Origin of the sequence: Pseudomonas sp. FP198 (assembly GCF_030687895.1) — a bacterium.
Lineage (GTDB): Bacteria > Pseudomonadota > Gammaproteobacteria > Pseudomonadales > Pseudomonadaceae > Aquipseudomonas.
The window spans coordinates 3,448,002-3,463,758 of the sequence record NZ_CP117452.1; the positions used below are offsets into that span (position 1 = coordinate 3,448,002).

Below are 15,757 nucleotides of genomic sequence, written 5' to 3' on the forward strand. Positions count from 1 at the left end.
GCCAATGAGTAGATACAGGTAGACTTACAGGCGCAGCGGGTCGTTCCCAGCGTCTGACGATCGTCATTTTTCGCGAATATTGCCCATTGCCGTCGCAGGGATGGATACTCGGATGACCCTGAAGTCGTTCGGTCTGCCTCATCTGGCGGCAATCCGTCGATAGATCGCGCGCGCCCCCCAAGACAGCATCACCGCCGGGATCGAAAGCAAAAAAGAATACAGAACGCCGACTGCCAGCAGCGGCCCCGCTTCAGATGTGATCATCACGCAGGGAATCTGCCCGAACATCACGATGGGGCCTGCCAGCCATCCGCGTTTTTTAAACAGCAGGCCAAGTATCAAGGTCAGCACCAGGGACGCAGGATATAGAACAGTCCAATAACGTTGCGCGTCCCAAGGCTCATTCACGCCGGCCGACCATGACGCCACCAGCCAGAAGCTCATGCTGATGACGCAAGCAACGACCGTCGCCAGCCACATGTTTTTCAATGACGTTCTCTCTTCAGCAAACCCCGCTGAAACGGCCGTTGATATTTTTATTCAGCCAAGTGCATCCAGTCCGCGTTCCAGAGGGTAGTACATGTAGCGGCAATGAACCGCTGCGCTGATCAAATCCTCAGGAGAAGCTTGTATGAACGCTAAACGATTGTTCTGCATTGTCGGTACTGCATTGACTGCCAGTTGCCTGTTCGTCGCGATGCCTGCTGCTTACGCGCAAGCAGGCTTGCCTGAAAGCATCAAGGTCCCGGCCGGGCATAAGGTCGCGCTCGAAACTGCAGGAGTCGGAGAAATCACTTATGAATGCCGTGACAAGGCCAATGCCGCAGGGCAGACAGAATGGTTTTTCATCGGCCCGAAAGCGCTGCTGAACGACCGAAGCGGCAAGGCTATCGGCACGTATTTCGGACCACCTGCAACATGGCAAGCCAACGACGGTTCCAAAATCACCGGAACCCAATTGGCCGTCGCATCGGTCAGCCCCAAAGACCTCCCCTTGCAGCTGGTCAAGGCCAACCCCGCCGAAGGGAAAGGCGCAATGAGCGGAGTCAGTTACATCCAGCGGCTGGCCGTGAAGGGTGGCGTAGCGCCGATGACCGAATGCTCCAGCGCCAACAAAGGCAAGCGTGAGGTAGTGAAGTATCAAGCCGACTATATATTCTGGGCTGCCCAATAGATCACGCTCGACGGCCAGTGGTCAGGGCAAAGTCGGCTACTCTTCTCCCATGAATACCCCCTTGCCTCCGGGCTTGGGGTCATGTTGCTGCCAATGGCTGGAAACCTGTCCTTGCCCGAACCTTACTTTGACTATGAAGCCCACCTTGCGGCATGCGCCCAAGGCGACCAACAGGCGTTGCGCGCCTTGTACGATCAGGAAAGCGCACGCGTGATGGGCGTTGCTCAGCGAATCGTGCGCCATAAGGCGTTGGCGGAAGACATCCTCCATGACGTCTTCATCAGAATATGGACTCGCGCCGCCAGTTTCGATCCGACCAGAGGCTCGGCCCGTGGCTGGATATTCAGCATAACCCGACATCTGGCCCTCAATGTCGTGCGTGACAACGCCAGGCAAATTCAGCTCGATGAGCACAGTGAAATGGCCTCGCACGCTTTGGCGTCCGTTGACGCGTCGAACAGCGACACGTTTGAGTACCTGGCTCGTTCAGGTCGTATCTATACCTGCCTTGAACGATTGGAGCCGGCCCGGCGCAACTGCATACTTCATGCGTACGTGGACGGATATTCACATGCCGAAATATCGAAAAAAGTGGGCGCACCGCTGGGGACCGTAAAGGCGTGGATCAAACGTAGTCTGGTGGTGTTGCGGGAGTGCATGGGATGACGACGAGCGCACAAGATGATCTCCCCGAAAACATCGAAGAACTGGCGAGCGAATATGTGTTGGGGACATTGCCGGCCGATCAGCGCAAGCAGGTTCGACAGCGTCTCGCGCGCGAGCCCGCCCTGCGCGACGCGGTCGATGCCTGGGAGCAACGCCTGGCTGCCTTGACTGAGCAGGCAGAACCGCAGACACCTGGACCCCTTGTCTGGAGGCGTATCCAGAACAGCCTGGACAGTCATGGCCGGCGAGCGCCGAATGCCTCACAGTCGAGATCATTGTGGGATTTTCTTCCGTTATGGCGCGGGCTCGCCGGGGCAGGCATCGTTGCAACACTGCTGCTCGGAACACTGCTACTGACGCGCACGACCGCGGTCAACCCAACCACTTACCTGGTGGTGCTGGTAGCGCCGCAAAACCAGGCACCTGGATGGGTCATTCAAGCGACCGACTCCAAGGAAATTCAACTTATACCGCTGGCGGTGGCCCAGGTCCCCAGCGATAAAGCGTTGCAATTCTGGACCAAGGCGGACGACTGGAAAGCGCCGGTATCCCTGGGTTTGGTCCGGCCTGGACAAACGCTGTCGGTCCCGCTCGATAAATTACCGCCGTTGGAGCCCCATCAACTTTTTGAACTCACGCTTGAAAGTGTCAATGGCTCGCCGACCGGAAAACCCACAGGGCCGGTGCAGTTCATCGGCCGGGCCGTGAAAGTCCTCTAGCACCCTCCTCAAAAATCATGCAGCCCACGCTGATCACGCTGGGCATCGGTGGGCATCGGTGGGCACTCGATGGACTCACTCTCGTGACGCCTACCGGAACGAACTACTGCGCAGACAAGAGCTTTTTCACTTCCGCGATGATGGCGCCTATCTCGAATGGCTTTGGAAGGACAGCATCAAACAAATCCGATCTCTGCATACCTATGTGCGCCTGGGCACCGCTCATGAGGATGATTGGCAAATGATTGACGGACGGAAGTGCTCGCACAGCCGTGGCGAATTCCAAGCCGTCCATGACCGGCATCATGAAGTCGGTAACAATCAATGCTGGACGCTCCCTTTCGAGAACTTCGAGTCCCTTTCGACCATTGCTGGCTTTTACGACCATGAAGCCTTCATCCTCCAGCGCGAAGCTGAGGATGTCAGCGATCAGATACTCGTCGTCGACGACCAGGATGGTGGTCATGTTAATTTTTCAACCTGCTCAAAGACTTATGAAATCGAACCAGGCAAGGACTCAGTGGCAACTGAAGGTTCATTCCTCAAAGCCTTTTTCAGGAAAACATCTTGATCACGAATCACCACCTCGAATCGCGAGGGGTCATAGGAGCTATCTCGTACTTTAAGAATGGAAAGCGTCCTGCTTAGTTCAGCGCGATTCTCAAAGAAACGCATCAGCATCAGGTTGTCGACGATGCTTGACAGGTCGGAGTTCGGTGAGCTGACCTCGGAACCGAACAGGTCGCGCATTTCCCAGGATGCAAATACCGTAACGCCTCTGGAGCGCAGCTCATTCATCAGCGCACTGTAGAAGTCGGTAATCCGTCCCGGATTTGTCGAAACGCGCGTCATCCCGCTCAGACTGTCGATGAACAGGCGTTTGATACCCTTTTCCTTGACGATGCTCAGCAGTCTTGAGCCGAGTCCATCCAGCAGCCCTTCGGTGGTAGGCTGCCAGACAATGCTCAACGCCCCGCTCTCCTCCATGGCTTCGATGTCGATGCCCAACGAGGATCCTTTCAGGCGCAGCCGCTGTGGGCTTTCATAGAATCCGAAATGCAAACCCGGGGCATCTGGTGTGGACTTGGCCAGGAATTTCAGACCCAGCGTGGTTTTGCCGATCCCGGAAGGCCCCATGACCAGCGACACACTGGAGCTGTGCAGTCCTCCGCCCAATATATCGTCGAGTGAATCGATCCCACTGGCGATACGCGTCATGTCCGCACTGTCGGACGAGGAAGGACGGCTGTACAGGCTCTCGAGACGCGGATAGACAACCAAACCGTCATCAGTGATTTCACATTCGTGAAGACCGGTCAGTGCGCTGCTGCCTCGCGTCTTGCGTAGTTGGATACGCCGCACGGAACGAGTGCCGAACAGCTCCTCTCCCATTTCGATCACACCATCAACCATCGTGTGCTCTGGGCTACCGTCGTCAAGACGAGAACTGGTGAGGAACAGTACGGTACATCCGGCGAACGCTGCGTGGCCTTGCAACTCCAAGATGAATTTCTTGGTGTCGATAGACGAATCGGCTTTGGAGCGCGCATTGAGCAAACCGTCAACGACCATGACCGTAGCCTTCTGCCGACTGATCTCACGCCGAAGCAGTTTTACTACCTCATCGAGACCTTCGTTTTCCAACGTATCGAATGCGCTGACGAACTGGATTTCAGCGCCAACTTTGGATGAGTCGAAAAAGCTCAGGGTAGAGAGAAACTGAAAGAGACGGTCATGCGACTCGGCCAGCAGTGTGGCGACTAAAACCCGGCCTCCATTACGCACGTGATGGAATCCGAGCTGATTGGCGAGGATCGTCTTGCCCGAACCTGGACGGCCTTGAATTATGTATGAAGCACCCGCGACCAGCCCTCCGTTAAGCAGAGCGTCGAGCCCTTCGATTCCGCTTTGAAGGCGTTTTAGCTTTTCCACGATGTGACCCTGATCTAAAAAAACAGGCTTTTAAGCCGGATGAATGAAATGCTAACGCCAATTCGAATTCGAGGCCATTCAGCTTGAATAGAAAGTAGACGTGGAAGATCGTTCGCTTTGGGTCGTAAGTAATCATTTGCGATGTCCGATCCCTGGACATCAAGGAAAAACTGAAGTGAGCGACAAGGAATGGCTGCTAAACGATATCTCCGTCATCCTGGGCAGTCGGACGCGCAGGTGCTGAGGAAGATGCCTGGACCTGCGTACCTGCGAGCGGCTGCATGGGGATGCTTTGACCCTGAGCGGCCTGTCCTTGAGGGGTGGCCGCGGAGCGTTGCCTCAGGGCTCCAACGCTTTTGTTCCAGGCAGATTGGGAGGTGGTGCCAATGGCGTCGGCAACGCCCTTGACTCCATCGCCTACCGCTTGAGCTGCATTTTTTGTGTGGTGGGTCGCTGAAACAGCCGTATCTTTGGCAAATCTGGCGCCGGTGAGCGATGTCTTGAGCGCAAGCTGACCGCCTTGGACCGCCACCCTGCCCGCTGCATCTGCGCCCCCTGCTACTGCTTTCGGTACATGGGCATCGACAGCAGCGGTGGCTTTTTTCGGCACTGATCCACCTAGCGAGGCGCCAGCAGCCCAGAGCCCGAAAGCCAGGGTACCCAATACGTTTTTTAACCCCTCGGAGGCTGCGGTAGCCGCCATTTTTCCCAGCTCACTGGACTTCGCCAGGTTGGCTGTGGCGGTTGTAGCCGCGCCCATTGCAGAAAAACCGCCAATCAGCAGACCATTTCCCACCACACTGACCGGGTCCAGTATCTCTTTCAGGGCATCGCCGCTGATGACCGCATTCAGCGCCGTAGCCGCGCCTTCACCAAGCCGCGCGGAGACCATCTTGGCCAGGGCAGTGGCATCGAGATCCTTTAAAGTCTCGAAGTCATCCAGCCATTCGGTATCTTGATCAATAGGCTTATGGGCCTGCCCTTCCGGTACAGCATCTCGACGACCATAGAGCATTGCAGGGTCAGCCAAATGGTTACTGCGATCACGGCTCACATTGTAATGCTCGATTGCAATACCCACGATGATAGCCGTGACCGGTCGTAGGGCGGGTTGCAGGATTGCATCCAGTTCCTCTCTGCCAGCAGCCGTCATGGCAAGCGTTGATGCGTACATTGCAGTGTTACGTACAGCAAACCCGGTAAGCCACTTATTGGCTTCGTCGAAAGCATTACGCAATGGACCTTTGTCCAACGCCAGCAGCTTTTCCGCCACCGATGCTTGAAGCGCCGGGTGCAGTGTATTGCTCTCGGGTTTAAGGTAATAACCAGGCTTGAAGCCCGCGATCGTCTTGTTACCGGCAGCATCCGCCATACCGGCATACAAGCATGACATCGCGTTCTCTATAGCCGCTTGGCGTACCGTATTGGCATGCTGGCCCGCTACCTGGAGGATCGACGGTTTGAAATTACCGGCCTCGGTCAGCGCCGCAAATGGCGTCCCCCCCATGCCTGACTTTATTGACGCAAACAATCTGTCGGCTCTGGCCGCGTTTTTTTCCGCCTTCTCCATGTCATGGACGGTATAACCCCCGGCCTCCAGCCGTTGGGCACGGTCATCGCAAATGGCGTTCAGCTCCGCGTTGCGGGCGCTTGAAGCAGGGCCAGCGGGTTGATCGGAGTCAGCTTGTGTTTCAAGGTGAGCCTCGAAATGGTTATGGAGCCGCGTGTGCATTGCTACCCCGATATCACCGAGGACCGGAGAGTGAGAGGCCCGCAGTGTTGTTTCCTGCTGTATCTCATCAGGTGGACGGGTCAGCTCGCGGCCTGCACCTACATTAATCGTATCCATGGCTTTGTCCTCTTGGCATCGGCAGATAGATGAATGCGAATGCCCCCGTTATAAGCGGCGACATCCTCACACCTGAGTGGCCGTACCGGAAGAAGCGTTCCAAGGATGTAATAAATTTGAAAACCGACGGCCACAACTGAAAGGCCGACCGCTTTATTTTTTTTCATCGTAGAAGGCGATGCGAAGCCCAGGCCGGTCCTTGGAAACAAGAATGTTGATGCGATAGCTTCGCCAACAGCCCTGTGCATCGCGCAGCGTAATGTCCGTATCGCCGATCGGAAGGATTTCGGGATCATCCCACCATTGCATCGTCTGTGGGACTGCTTGGAGAACCTCGTTGAGGATGGACTTCAGAACCGGGCTCTTCCCTCCCGTCAGATAGTCATGGCGCGCCTTGAGCAGTACAAGCCTCGCGGCGAACTGCCAGTCTTGAATCTTCTGCCGGTAGTGGTCGGAAAAGAACACGATGCGCAGCAGATTCGGTCGCGGCAATGTGAAGTCTTCAAAGAGGATTCTTGCCGCTTCGTTATGGGCCAGCACGTCCCATGAGCTGTCCATGATGTAGGCCGCTTGATCGAGAGCATTAATCATCGTTACCAATGACTGGGGAAGCTCGGCACTTTCAGCCCCATCCGCAAATGTCTCACGGCCAGCCAGTGCAAAAAGGTGTTCCCGTTCGGCTCGGTCGAGCCGAAGTCCCCGCGCCAATCGCTGGAGAAAGTCGTCCGACACCGCTATGTCGCGGCCCTGCTCGAACCAGGTGTACCAGGTCAAGCCAACACCCGCCAACGCGGCGACTTCTTCGCGACGCAGGCCATTGGTTCGACGGCGGCGTCCCTGCGGCAGGCCGAGCGATTCCGGAGATGTCCGTTCGCGACACTGGCGGATGAAGTCCGACAGCGCCTGTCTGGCCGGTACTCGAGTTAATCGATCAGACGTCACCGCATACCTCGAATGGCATCACTTTAGTAACAGTATAAAAGCCCCATTGTAACAGGATGTATTGCGGGTAATCTCTGGGGCAACAAGTGATCGAAATGCCAACTCGGGAGGTTGGATCGTATGCTCCTCTACCAATTTCAAAAGGGCACGAATCCGCGGCGCGTCATCATCTACCTGAACGAAAAGGGAATTGACGTTCCGCGCTATGAACTTGATTACGCGGGAGGCGAGCACAAATCGCGCGAATATCTTGCAATCAATCCCGGCGGACGAGCCCCGACCCTCCTCACGGATGAGGGTGTGCCGATCACCGACTCCGCCGCCATCGTCGAGTATCTGGAGGCGCTGTATCCCGGCACGCCAATGATCGGGACGGACGTCGTTTCGCGATCGAAAGTTCGGTCGCTTGAACGCCTGGGCACCGATCTGGTGGTCCGGTCTCAGCTTTGGCTGTGGAACGTGACCCAATCTTTTCCTGCCAAGGAGCCATCCCCCTCATTGGAGGTTGCCGACAAGCTCTTTGGATACGTCACCGAAATACTGGATGTTCTGGAGATGACAACCGCAGACAACGAGTTCCTGGCAGGAAACACTCCTACGATCGCTGACTGCACGGTGTTTTCAATCTTTCAAACATGCCGGGAAAGATTCGACCTGGCCTTCGGTGCCGATCATCCGTGCCTTGATGCCTGGTACAAGAATTTTCGCCAGCGGCCTAGCGCCGACTATTAGGAGGCATGGCGACTTGAACACACCCAAGGCCATGACTTGCGATTCAAAGCGTTTGCAAGCAGAGGAACGAATCCGTCCCTGCCCCTAACCCAAGCCAAGAAAGGAAATCGAAAATGGTCATGAATCGGCGCACGTTCTCGGCAACTTTCATCGGAGCAGCCGCGGCTGCGATCCTTGCGACAAATGGCGTGGCAGTGTCTGCATCAGGTCGTCCGCCTAAAGCCAGGAACATTGTTCTTGTGCATGGCCTCTTTGCCGATGGCTCTTGCTGGAACGACGTCATCCCCCTCTTGCAGTCGAAGGGGCTTACCGTCACTTCCGTTCAGAACCCTCTGACGACCCTGCCTCAATCGATTGCAGCAGCAGAGCGCGTACTCGCCCGCCAGGATGGCCCGACTGTTCTGGTCGGACACTCATTCGGTGGGATGATCGTCACCCAGGCCGGGATGCATCGTAATGTCTCGGCCGTTGTTTACATCGCCGCCCGAGCACCCGACGCGAACGAAGACTTCGCAGCGCTCGCGAAAAAGTACCCGACTCCGCCCGCCACCGCGGGGATCATCTATGACGGTGATGAAGGCAGGCTTACCGAAGAAGCGTTCCTGCGGGATTTCGCCGGTGATGTTCCTCCCTCGACGGCAAGGGTTCTTTACGCAACGCAATCCCCCTTTCAGAAGGCCTTGCTGGCAGGCACGGTCACAGAAGCAGCCTGGCGCTCGAAACCTGCCTACTACGCGGTTTCGGGCGAGGACCGTACCATCAATCCCGAGCTGCAGAGATTCCTGGCGAAGAGGATGGGAGCGAAGACGATAGAACTGCCGGCCAGCCATCTTTCGATAATCTCGCACCCACGGGAAGTCAGTGAGCTTATCCTGGAAGCTGCTGGTTTCGATTGAGCCGTGGTTGGTCAATTTCACGAAAAATGGCTTTTTTCTAGCGCGTGGTGATGCGGCAACCGTCAGGACAATAGCCGGGACAATTTGCCCAGCCAACTAGGCTCTGCCCTGTTTGCCGCCCAACACCAACGCAACACCCCCCAGCACAGCAATGGATGCCAACACCATCCTTACGCTCAGGCTTTCCCCCAGAAAAACGATGCCAGCCAGCGAAGCCAGAATGGGTACGCTCAACTGCACCGTCGCGGCTTGAAACGCTGCCAGATGACGCACCGCGACATACCAGACCGCGTAGCCGACGCCTGACGCCAGCGCGCCGGAAAGAATGGCGTAAAGCATCCCCAGCGAATCCCAACGCAGTTCTGAGAGAAACGGCAAGCTTGCAATCAATACCAGGGGAATCGAGCGCAAGAAGTTGCCGGTTGTGGTTGCCAGCGGATCAGCGACAGTTTTGCCAAGCAGTGAGTAGATCCCCCATGCCACCCCCGATAACAGCATCGTCAATGCGCTAACGGGATCAGGTGCGGCTGCACCTGGAAGCAGCAGGCTGACCAAGCCAACAATCGCCAACACAAACCCAACGATTGCCAGCGTGTGCATCCGCTCGCCTTTGGACAAGCCGTAGAGAACCATGCTCAATTGAACCGCGCCAAACAACAGCAGCGCCCCTGTCCCGGTCTCCAGATGACGGTATGCGAAGGAAAAAGCAAAGACGTAGACGAACAAGGCTGCGGCGCCCTTCCAGCTTCCTTTGATCGTGCTTGAGGACCGTCTCAAGGCACACATCAGCCATAACACCAAGGCCCCGCTGGCCAACCGGACAACGCTGAAACTCGCGGCATCGATGTCGGTGTGTTTAAGCGCCAGGCGGCACAACAGCGAATTCGCTGCAAAGGCGAGCATGGCGAAACAGGTCATCGCGATCAATCTTGCCGATGCTGACGAGCTGGACGCCAATGTAAGGTGTTTGCTTATTGTCATGGTCGATCCCAATGCCCAGGCAGGCTCTCAGAACGCTCGACGCCACCGCGCCATTAAAAATACCTTAGATGCCTCTGTACCGATCGGTCAATACAACTATCATCCTGCGACCTTGGGATGAGCGTCTCCCGTCTGTATCCTCCAGCGCGAACGCATGGGTATGATTGACGCTCAACCGGTTGGAACTGACTCATGGGAAAAAAGAACGCCGTCGTCACTGCCGAACCTGCTGAAACAAGCACCAAGGAACGGATCCTGAAAATCGCTGCGCAGTTGTTTTCGACGCGCGGGTTTCATGCGACCGGCATGGCCGAGTTGGAAAAAGCCACTGGCCTGGCTCGAGGCGCGCTGTATTACCACATCGGCAGCAAGGAAGAATTGCTGTTCGAAATCACCAGCCGGTATCTACGGGTGCTCATCGCGGAAGGCACGCCCCTGTGCGAGAGCGATTTGGCTGCGGAAGATAAATTTCGCCGGCTCTCGGCCATCGTGATGCGCACGATTGTCACCCACCTTGCCGAAATGACGGTGTGTTTCCGCGAAGTGTATTCGGTCATTGGCGAGCGCCAGACCGAGTTGCTCGACCTGCACCGGCAGTATGAAAAACTCTGGTCGCAGATCCTCAAAGCTGGCGTGAGCGAGGGGACCTTCCGCACATCCGACTCGTTGGCCGTGAAGGCTATCCTTGGTATCCACCACTACAGCTATTTGTGGATCAAGCCCGGAGGCCCTCGCTCCCCGGAGTCCATCGCGACGTTTTTCTGCGACACCCTCCTCCCCGGACTGAAGGTTGAGCCGCGCCCCGCTTGACTGTCATCAGCGGCGCTTCAAATGCGCCGCCTCCCTGGATCTCCTCCGCATTTGCGTTCCCTCGCCGATGGTTGTCCTTGCGACTGGACCAGACGCGCTTTTCGGAAGTCGCTGTGCAGTGGAGCTACTGACAAGAACCCGTAGCGTTATGGAGGGCCCGTTGGACTGACATTCGAGCGGGCCTTCCAACCAAGCCGCACACCATCGTCATTCGCTAGCGTGCCATCCTGTGTACCCGAGGACGGGCGCTTCGCATCTGAAAATGTTGCATTCCATGCGCGATGCATACATATTTGCCCCATGAACGATATGAAACTCGAAAACATAGTTGGGGCGCTGTCGCTGGCGATTTCCGACTCTATCCACCAAGGCACTCAAGGCCAAGCTCCGGAAGTTGGTCCGGCAGCTGCGGCTATTGCCTTACTCGGTCACGAGCCAGGCATGTCCATAGAGCGCTTGAGGCGAGCCTTGGGATTATCTCATCCTGGAGCTGTGCGCCTGGTTGATAGGCTTGTCACCCAGGGTGTAGTGGAACGGAGACAAGCAGACGCTGATCGGCGTGCCGTTGCGCTCCACCTTACCCCCGCAGGAAATGCGAACTGTGCTGCCGTGCTAGCGGTCCGCCATGAACGTATAGCTCGTGCTTTGGAAGTGCTTGATCCGGATGAGCGCGAAACCCTTGGACGGATAACCGAAAAGCTACTCAACGGCCTGGTGAATGATCTCGATCAAGGCTATTCGGTTTGTAGACTGTGCGACCCTGCGTCTTGCACGAATTGTCCAGTCGCAGATGCGTTGAATGAAAGTCCCTGCACTGGCCATCCCTGAAAGTAAGCAAGATTGCTTAGCCATCAGAGAGTCCTGTGCATTTTATTCACTCCCGCCCTTTTGAGACTGGATTGGGCGCAGTCGCCGCAGCCCCTCGGTGAGGATCACCAGGCTCACCCCTAATAACGCAACGTCTTTTATCAGGAACGTGCCCAGAAAATTGAGCCATGGAAAACCTCCCGATCCGGCCTCCCATATCGGTAATACCAGCATCATGGAAATGGTCGTAAAGAAGGTCAGCGAGGCTAACAAGCCACCTGCGATAGCTGCTCGAGCAGACCAGGGTGAAGCAATGAGCAGCAGTGCAGTCAGTATCTCGACTACACCCAATAAGTACGAGGTACCGGCTTCGCCAAGAACTGGATAAAGCCAGGCCAGCCATGGGGTGCCACTGATCAGGGGTATGAGTACCTGCACTTCGATCTGCGTGAACTTGAGTAGACCAATCATTAGCAGGGGAAGAACAACGCCAGATAAGACAATTGCCCGGTTTACGTTATCGAGTCTCGAAATACTGGAAGTGAGAGCAGCCTGGCTGCTGGTGACGCTCGTGATGCGCTGCATGAGATTCTCCGATTGCTGATATGTGCTCGAAGCATATATCAGCGACTGGCAAAGTGCATGCGCCGCGCATATGATATTTCGCTATGAGGCCTAAGCATGTCGGAGATACGAGCCGGTACTGACCATTTAACGGCTAAGGCGTACGCGATGCCTCACACCGAACGCGCTTTATCTACCTTTATCCCAGCGATCACCGATGCTCGCACTCACAAAGGTACTCATCATGCATAACCACGCGCGGTTCCATCTTGCGGCCCTACTCACAGCCGCCCTGGTCACGGGTGCAACCTACTCACCGTCGCCCACCGCAGCGCAAGCATCACAGGCATCGACCGCAACGACGGCACCGCCCCATAAACCCGCACTCGCAGGCATCTACGCGTTCAATCTGGGCAAGTTCCGCATCACCGCACTGAGCGACGGGACGCTGCCTCTCGATCTACATCCGCTGCTTAGAGGCATCAGCCCAAAGCAGATCGACGCAATGCTGCAACGTGGATTTGCTCGCAACCCGCTGGAGACATCCATCAATGCCTACCTCGTCGATACCGGCTCACATGTAGTACTGATCGATACCGGTGCCGGCGAATTGTTCGGTAACGTTGGCGGCAAGCTACCCGAAAGCCTGGCGGCTGCGGGCTACCAGCCGGCACAGATCACCGATGTGCTGATTACCCACATCCATACCGATCATTCCGGCGGCCTGACACGCGGCGGCCAGATGATGTTTCCCAATGCGACCATCCACGTCGGCCAGGCCGATGTCGACTTCTTCCTGGACCGCGCCAACCTCGACAAGGGGTTAACGCCGGCTTATCTGGAGCAAGCGCTGAAGACGGTTGGCCCGTACCAGCGCGAAGGCAAGCTGAAGCCGTTCACAACCGAATCCGAAATCCTCCCGGGTATCACCGCCATTCCCACGCCTGGACATACCCCGGGCCACAGTTTTTTTCGAGTCACAAGCGAAGGCGAGAGCATCGATTTCTGGGGCGACATCATGCATGTCGGCCTCATTCAGTTCTCGCGGCCGGAGGTGACGATAACCTTCGACGTCAATCAGAACGCCGCTCGCGCCCAGCGGCTACAACAATTCGAGGCTGCCGCGAGTGAACGACGGTTGTCAGCAGTCGCTCACTTGCCATTTCCGGGCATAGGCCACATCAGGCGCGAGGCCGGCAGGTATGAGTGGGTACCCGTCCAATACCGCAATCGCGACTGAAGGCCCTACACGCCTGCTTACCAGTTGTAACTCACTTTGGCGGTAATCTCGCGACCCGGGTTGTAGAAGTTCGCTGTGCCGGAACCGACCACGTGCTGCTCATCCAGCAGGTTGCTGACGTTCACCGCAAGGTCGGTGCCCTTGGCGATCTCATAGTTGAAGGCGGCGTCGAACAGCGTGGTGCCATCGCTTTTGCCGGAGTTGGCTGCATCGAAGTAATAAGAGCCGACGTAGCGCGCACCCAAGCCAACGCTGACATCAGTACCGGGCACGTCGTAATAACTCCAGAGCGAAGCGGAATGCTTGGGTGCCGTGGAGAACTCATTACCCTTCAGGGAGCTGCCGTCGTACAACGAACCGCGCAGTACCTCGGACTCCATATAGGAATAACCGCCTATCAGGCTGAGGTTCTGCGTCACCTGCGCCTTGGCCTCCAGGTCGAGGCCGCGCGCCCGCGATTCGCCCACCGTCTGTTGCTCGATGATGCCGCTCGGCAGCACCACGGCGATGGTGACGTTTTCCTGGGTCAAGTCATAAACGGCTGCGGAGAATAGTGCGTCCATCCCCATCGGCGCATACTTCACGCCCACTTCGTACTGCCTGCCCGTCTGCGGTGTTACGCCAACCTGAGGCGGCGAGACGGATTCCACCATGCTCACATAGGTGGACACCTCGTCGTTGACGATATAAGTCAACGCACCTCGGTAGGACGTTTCGGAGAAGTTGTCTTTCTCAGTGGATATCAAGCCTTTGCTGGTAAGGTCCATCGAGTCGTTGCGCATACCCGCGGTGACAATGAAACGCTCGTAGAACGACAGGTTCTGCTGAAGGAACACGGCCTTGGTGGTCGCGTCTCGCTTGTTGACTGCATACGGCGTGATTGAGCGTGAAACGCCAGTAAACACGGGATTTGCGATGTCAATCGGGGTCGCCAGGGCGTAGACCGAGCTTTCCCTGGTGGTCGAATCGAGGTACTCCACGCCCACCAGGCTGCTGCTGTCGATGTTCTCGAAGCGGGCATCGTATTGCAGCATCAGATTGCCGTTGAACTGGTCGGCCTCAGTGTCCGTTCCAAACAGATACCGGTCAACGGTGGTACCGACACGTCCGGCGCTGTCGCTGAGGTAAACGTAGCCAAAATCATCGGTCAATTTGCTGTAACGCAGATTGCTGCGCAGTACGAAGCCGTTGTCGAAGTCATGGGTGATATTACCGCTGAGGCTGGTGCGCTCGACATCGTGAAAGTTGTAGCTGGGCTCACCATAAAACTTGCTGCGGTCGTACTCTTTGTCCAGCGGATAGCCGCCACTGTTGGGCGAACTTTCAGTTTTCAGATAGTCCAGAATCACGGTGGCTGACGTGTAATCCGTGGGTGCCCAAGTGAGGCCCCCCATCACCAATCGGTTGTCGTCCTGTGAGTGGTCGTACTCGCGGTCGCTGTTCTGGCCTTTGGCAGTGAAGCGGCCAGCCAAGGTTTTTTCGTCGTTCAGCGCATCCCCCACATCGATGCCTGTCTCGACATGGTCAAACGAACCGTAGGTCACATAGCCTTGGCCAAACTTCTCGAAGCGTGGCTGTTTGGTCACGAAATTCACCGAACCGCCCGGGTCCGCTGGGCCAAACAGCGTGGAGTTGGCGCCACGCAGAATCTCTATGCGTTCATAAGCGAACGGATCTTCGCGTACGCCGCGCATCGAACTCAGGGTCAAGCCGTCACGGTAGGTGGTGGCCTGGAAGCCCCGGATCTGGAAATAGTCGTTGCGGTCATCCGTGCCATAGAAATCACTGACCACGCCCGGCGTGTATTGCAGCGCCTCCTCCGTGGTGCTGACGCTGCGTTGCTCCATTTCCTTGTTGGTAACAACCGACACCGATGCCGGTGTATTGAGAATGCTGGTTGCCACCTTGCCGCCAACCCAGAGCTCCTTGGCGACCACCGAGTTGGCGTCATCGTCGGCACTGACCCTGACCTTGGCATTGATGATGAGCGGTGCTAAGCGGTATTCCTCGGCGTCCGTTGCGTCGAGCTCCAGCGGGCCGGTGGGCGTTGGTCGAGGGGACAGTAGATAGGCATTCGGGCCTTGCTGTTCGATTTGCAATTCGCTCCCCTGCAGCAACGATGAAAGCGCTGTCGACGTATCGAGCGTGCCATTCACGCCAGCAGTGGTGCGGTTCATTACACTCGACGCGTCGAAGGAAAGACTGATGCCAGCCTCGCGCGCAAAGCGGTCAAGCGCCGGCGCCAGTGGGCCGGCAGCGATGTTCCACTGCTTGACTGGGTTGCTGTGGTCAGCGCTCGATGTTTGCGCCAGCGATGGCAATGCGTAGCTGCTTACGATCAAACCCAAAATCGCAGCGTGCAAGGCACGATTTAATGGATGGCGCTGTGAAACAGGGGACGAACTCATTTTCTCGCTCCAAGAAAGGACATCGGCAGACTGGCCT

17 protein-coding genes are annotated in these 15,757 nt (G+C 56.7%); 9 read left to right on the forward strand and 8 right to left on the reverse strand.

The features are described from left to right. Positions 1 to 138: 138 nt before the first annotated feature. Positions 139 to 489 carry a hypothetical protein gene (locus PSH78_RS15515; RefSeq protein ID WP_305495232.1) on the reverse strand — a complete coding sequence of 117 codons (351 nt, stop codon included), beginning with the start codon at positions 487 to 489 and terminating at the stop codon, positions 139 to 141. A gap of 142 nt (positions 490 to 631) precedes the next feature. Between PSH78_RS15515 and PSH78_RS15520 the strand changes: the two genes are divergently transcribed. The 3 genes from PSH78_RS15520 (at position 632) to PSH78_RS15530 (ending at position 2,559) form a co-directional block, all read left to right on the forward strand. Continuing rightward, entirely contained in the window at positions 632 to 1,174 is a 543-nt protein-coding gene (locus PSH78_RS15520; protein WP_305495233.1) for a DUF3455 domain-containing protein, read from the forward strand. Positions 1,175 to 1,267: 93 nt separating this feature from the next. Beyond that, positions 1,268 to 1,840, forward strand: coding sequence for a sigma-70 family RNA polymerase sigma factor (locus PSH78_RS15525; protein WP_305501280.1), 573 nt, complete (start codon positions 1,268 to 1,270; stop codon positions 1,838 to 1,840). Continuing rightward, complete coding sequence (locus PSH78_RS15530; RefSeq protein WP_305495234.1) at positions 1,837 to 2,559, forward strand: anti-sigma factor domain-containing protein; 723 nt, start codon at positions 1,837 to 1,839, stop codon at positions 2,557 to 2,559. Before PSH78_RS15525 ends, PSH78_RS15530 begins: the two co-directional genes overlap by 4 nt. A 103-nt stretch (positions 2,560 to 2,662) precedes the next feature. Here the strand turns inward: PSH78_RS15530 and PSH78_RS15535 are convergent, their stop codons facing one another. The 4 genes from PSH78_RS15535 to PSH78_RS15550 all read right to left on the reverse strand — a co-directional run bounded on the left by PSH78_RS15535 (position 2,663) and on the right by PSH78_RS15550 (position 7,282). Continuing rightward, on the reverse strand, positions 2,663 to 3,025 hold the full coding sequence (locus PSH78_RS15535) for a response regulator (RefSeq protein ID WP_305495236.1): 363 nt from the start codon (positions 3,023 to 3,025) through the stop codon (positions 2,663 to 2,665). 26 nt (positions 3,026 to 3,051) lie between these two features. Beyond that, positions 3,052 to 4,494 carry an ATPase domain-containing protein gene (locus tag PSH78_RS15540; RefSeq protein WP_305501282.1) on the reverse strand — a complete coding sequence of 481 codons (1,443 nt, stop codon included), beginning with the start codon at positions 4,492 to 4,494 and terminating at the stop codon, positions 3,052 to 3,054. A gap of 193 nt (positions 4,495 to 4,687) precedes the next feature. After that, positions 4,688 to 6,340, reverse strand: coding sequence for a RopAA-2 (locus PSH78_RS15545; protein WP_305495238.1), 1,653 nt, complete (start codon positions 6,338 to 6,340; stop codon positions 4,688 to 4,690). A 153-nt stretch (positions 6,341 to 6,493) separates the two neighbouring features. Beyond that, entirely contained in the window at positions 6,494 to 7,282 is a 789-nt protein-coding gene (locus PSH78_RS15550) for a helix-turn-helix domain-containing protein (protein ID WP_305495239.1), read from the reverse strand. A gap of 120 nt (positions 7,283 to 7,402) precedes the next feature. On the opposite strand from PSH78_RS15550, the gene PSH78_RS15555 reads away from it, so the two are divergent. Together PSH78_RS15555 and PSH78_RS15560 are read left to right on the forward strand one after the other, a co-directional pair. Then, on the forward strand, positions 7,403 to 8,014 hold the full coding sequence (locus PSH78_RS15555) for a glutathione S-transferase family protein (protein WP_305495240.1): 612 nt from the start codon (positions 7,403 to 7,405) through the stop codon (positions 8,012 to 8,014). Between the two features lie 113 nt (positions 8,015 to 8,127). After that, positions 8,128 to 8,910, forward strand: coding sequence for an alpha/beta fold hydrolase (locus tag PSH78_RS15560; protein ID WP_305495241.1), 783 nt, complete (start codon positions 8,128 to 8,130; stop codon positions 8,908 to 8,910). Between the two features lie 96 nt (positions 8,911 to 9,006). Here the strand turns inward: PSH78_RS15560 and PSH78_RS15565 are convergent, their stop codons facing one another. Beyond that, positions 9,007 to 9,828, reverse strand: a complete 822-nt coding sequence (locus PSH78_RS15565; RefSeq protein WP_370870933.1) for a DMT family transporter — start codon at positions 9,826 to 9,828, stop codon at positions 9,007 to 9,009. On the opposite strand from PSH78_RS15565, the gene PSH78_RS15570 reads away from it, so the two are divergent. From PSH78_RS15570 to PSH78_RS15580, 3 genes are all read left to right on the forward strand, one after another. Beyond that, the gene (locus PSH78_RS15570) at positions 9,812 to 10,012 is read left to right on the forward strand and encodes a hypothetical protein (protein WP_305501434.1); all 201 of its coding nucleotides are present in this window, start codon (positions 9,812 to 9,814) and stop codon (positions 10,010 to 10,012) included. The genes PSH78_RS15565 and PSH78_RS15570 overlap by 17 nt on opposite strands. A 71-nt stretch (positions 10,013 to 10,083) precedes the next feature. After that, positions 10,084 to 10,701 carry a TetR/AcrR family transcriptional regulator gene (locus tag PSH78_RS15575; RefSeq protein ID WP_305495244.1) on the forward strand — a complete coding sequence of 206 codons (618 nt, stop codon included), beginning with the start codon at positions 10,084 to 10,086 and terminating at the stop codon, positions 10,699 to 10,701. A 441-nt stretch (positions 10,702 to 11,142) separates the two neighbouring features. Beyond that, positions 11,143 to 11,529, forward strand: a complete 387-nt coding sequence (locus PSH78_RS15580) for a MarR family winged helix-turn-helix transcriptional regulator (RefSeq protein ID WP_305501284.1) — start codon at positions 11,143 to 11,145, stop codon at positions 11,527 to 11,529. A gap of 42 nt (positions 11,530 to 11,571) precedes the next feature. Here PSH78_RS15580 and PSH78_RS15585 read toward each other — a convergent pair whose 3' ends face one another. After that, positions 11,572 to 12,093 (reverse strand): YkgB family protein, encoded by a 522-nt coding sequence (locus PSH78_RS15585; RefSeq protein WP_305495246.1) that lies wholly within the window; start codon positions 12,091 to 12,093, stop codon positions 11,572 to 11,574. A 223-nt stretch (positions 12,094 to 12,316) separates the two neighbouring features. Here PSH78_RS15585 and PSH78_RS15590 point away from each other — a divergent pair, with 223 nt between their 5' ends. Next, positions 12,317 to 13,312 (forward strand): MBL fold metallo-hydrolase, encoded by a 996-nt coding sequence (locus PSH78_RS15590; protein ID WP_305495248.1) that lies wholly within the window; start codon positions 12,317 to 12,319, stop codon positions 13,310 to 13,312. Positions 13,313 to 13,329: 17 nt separating this feature from the next. Here PSH78_RS15590 and PSH78_RS15595 read toward each other — a convergent pair whose 3' ends face one another. Further along, complete coding sequence (locus PSH78_RS15595) at positions 13,330 to 15,720, reverse strand: TonB-dependent siderophore receptor (protein ID WP_305495250.1); 2,391 nt, start codon at positions 15,718 to 15,720, stop codon at positions 13,330 to 13,332. Positions 15,721 to 15,757: the final 37 nt, after the last annotated feature.

Coding starts and splice junctions, on each gene's coding strand:
- PSH78_RS15560 (WP_305495241.1), top strand. CDS start 8,128: ATGGTCATGAATCGGCGCACGTTCTCGGCAACTTTCATCGGAGCAGCC.
- PSH78_RS15575 (WP_305495244.1), top strand. CDS start 10,084: ATGGGAAAAAAGAACGCCGTCGTCACTGCCGAACCTGCTGAAACAAGC.
- PSH78_RS15565 (WP_370870933.1), bottom strand. CDS start 9,828: ATGACCTGTTTCGCCATGCTCGCCTTTGCAGCGAATTCGCTGTTGTGC.
- PSH78_RS15535 (WP_305495236.1), bottom strand. CDS start 3,025: ATGACCACCATCCTGGTCGTCGACGACGAGTATCTGATCGCTGACATC.
- PSH78_RS15585 (WP_305495246.1), bottom strand. CDS start 12,093: ATGCAGCGCATCACGAGCGTCACCAGCAGCCAGGCTGCTCTCACTTCC.
- PSH78_RS15520 (WP_305495233.1), top strand. CDS start 632: ATGAACGCTAAACGATTGTTCTGCATTGTCGGTACTGCATTGACTGCC.
- PSH78_RS15570 (WP_305501434.1), top strand. CDS start 9,812: ATGGCGAAACAGGTCATCGCGATCAATCTTGCCGATGCTGACGAGCTG.
- PSH78_RS15545 (WP_305495238.1), bottom strand. CDS start 6,340: ATGGATACGATTAATGTAGGTGCAGGCCGCGAGCTGACCCGTCCACCT.
- PSH78_RS15590 (WP_305495248.1), top strand. CDS start 12,317: ATGCATAACCACGCGCGGTTCCATCTTGCGGCCCTACTCACAGCCGCC.
- PSH78_RS15595 (WP_305495250.1), bottom strand. CDS start 15,720: ATGAGTTCGTCCCCTGTTTCACAGCGCCATCCATTAAATCGTGCCTTG.
- PSH78_RS15530 (WP_305495234.1), top strand. CDS start 1,837: ATGACGACGAGCGCACAAGATGATCTCCCCGAAAACATCGAAGAACTG.
- PSH78_RS15555 (WP_305495240.1), top strand. CDS start 7,403: ATGCTCCTCTACCAATTTCAAAAGGGCACGAATCCGCGGCGCGTCATC.
- PSH78_RS15525 (WP_305501280.1), top strand. CDS start 1,268: ATGGCTGGAAACCTGTCCTTGCCCGAACCTTACTTTGACTATGAAGCC.
- PSH78_RS15580 (WP_305501284.1), top strand. CDS start 11,143: ATGTCCATAGAGCGCTTGAGGCGAGCCTTGGGATTATCTCATCCTGGA.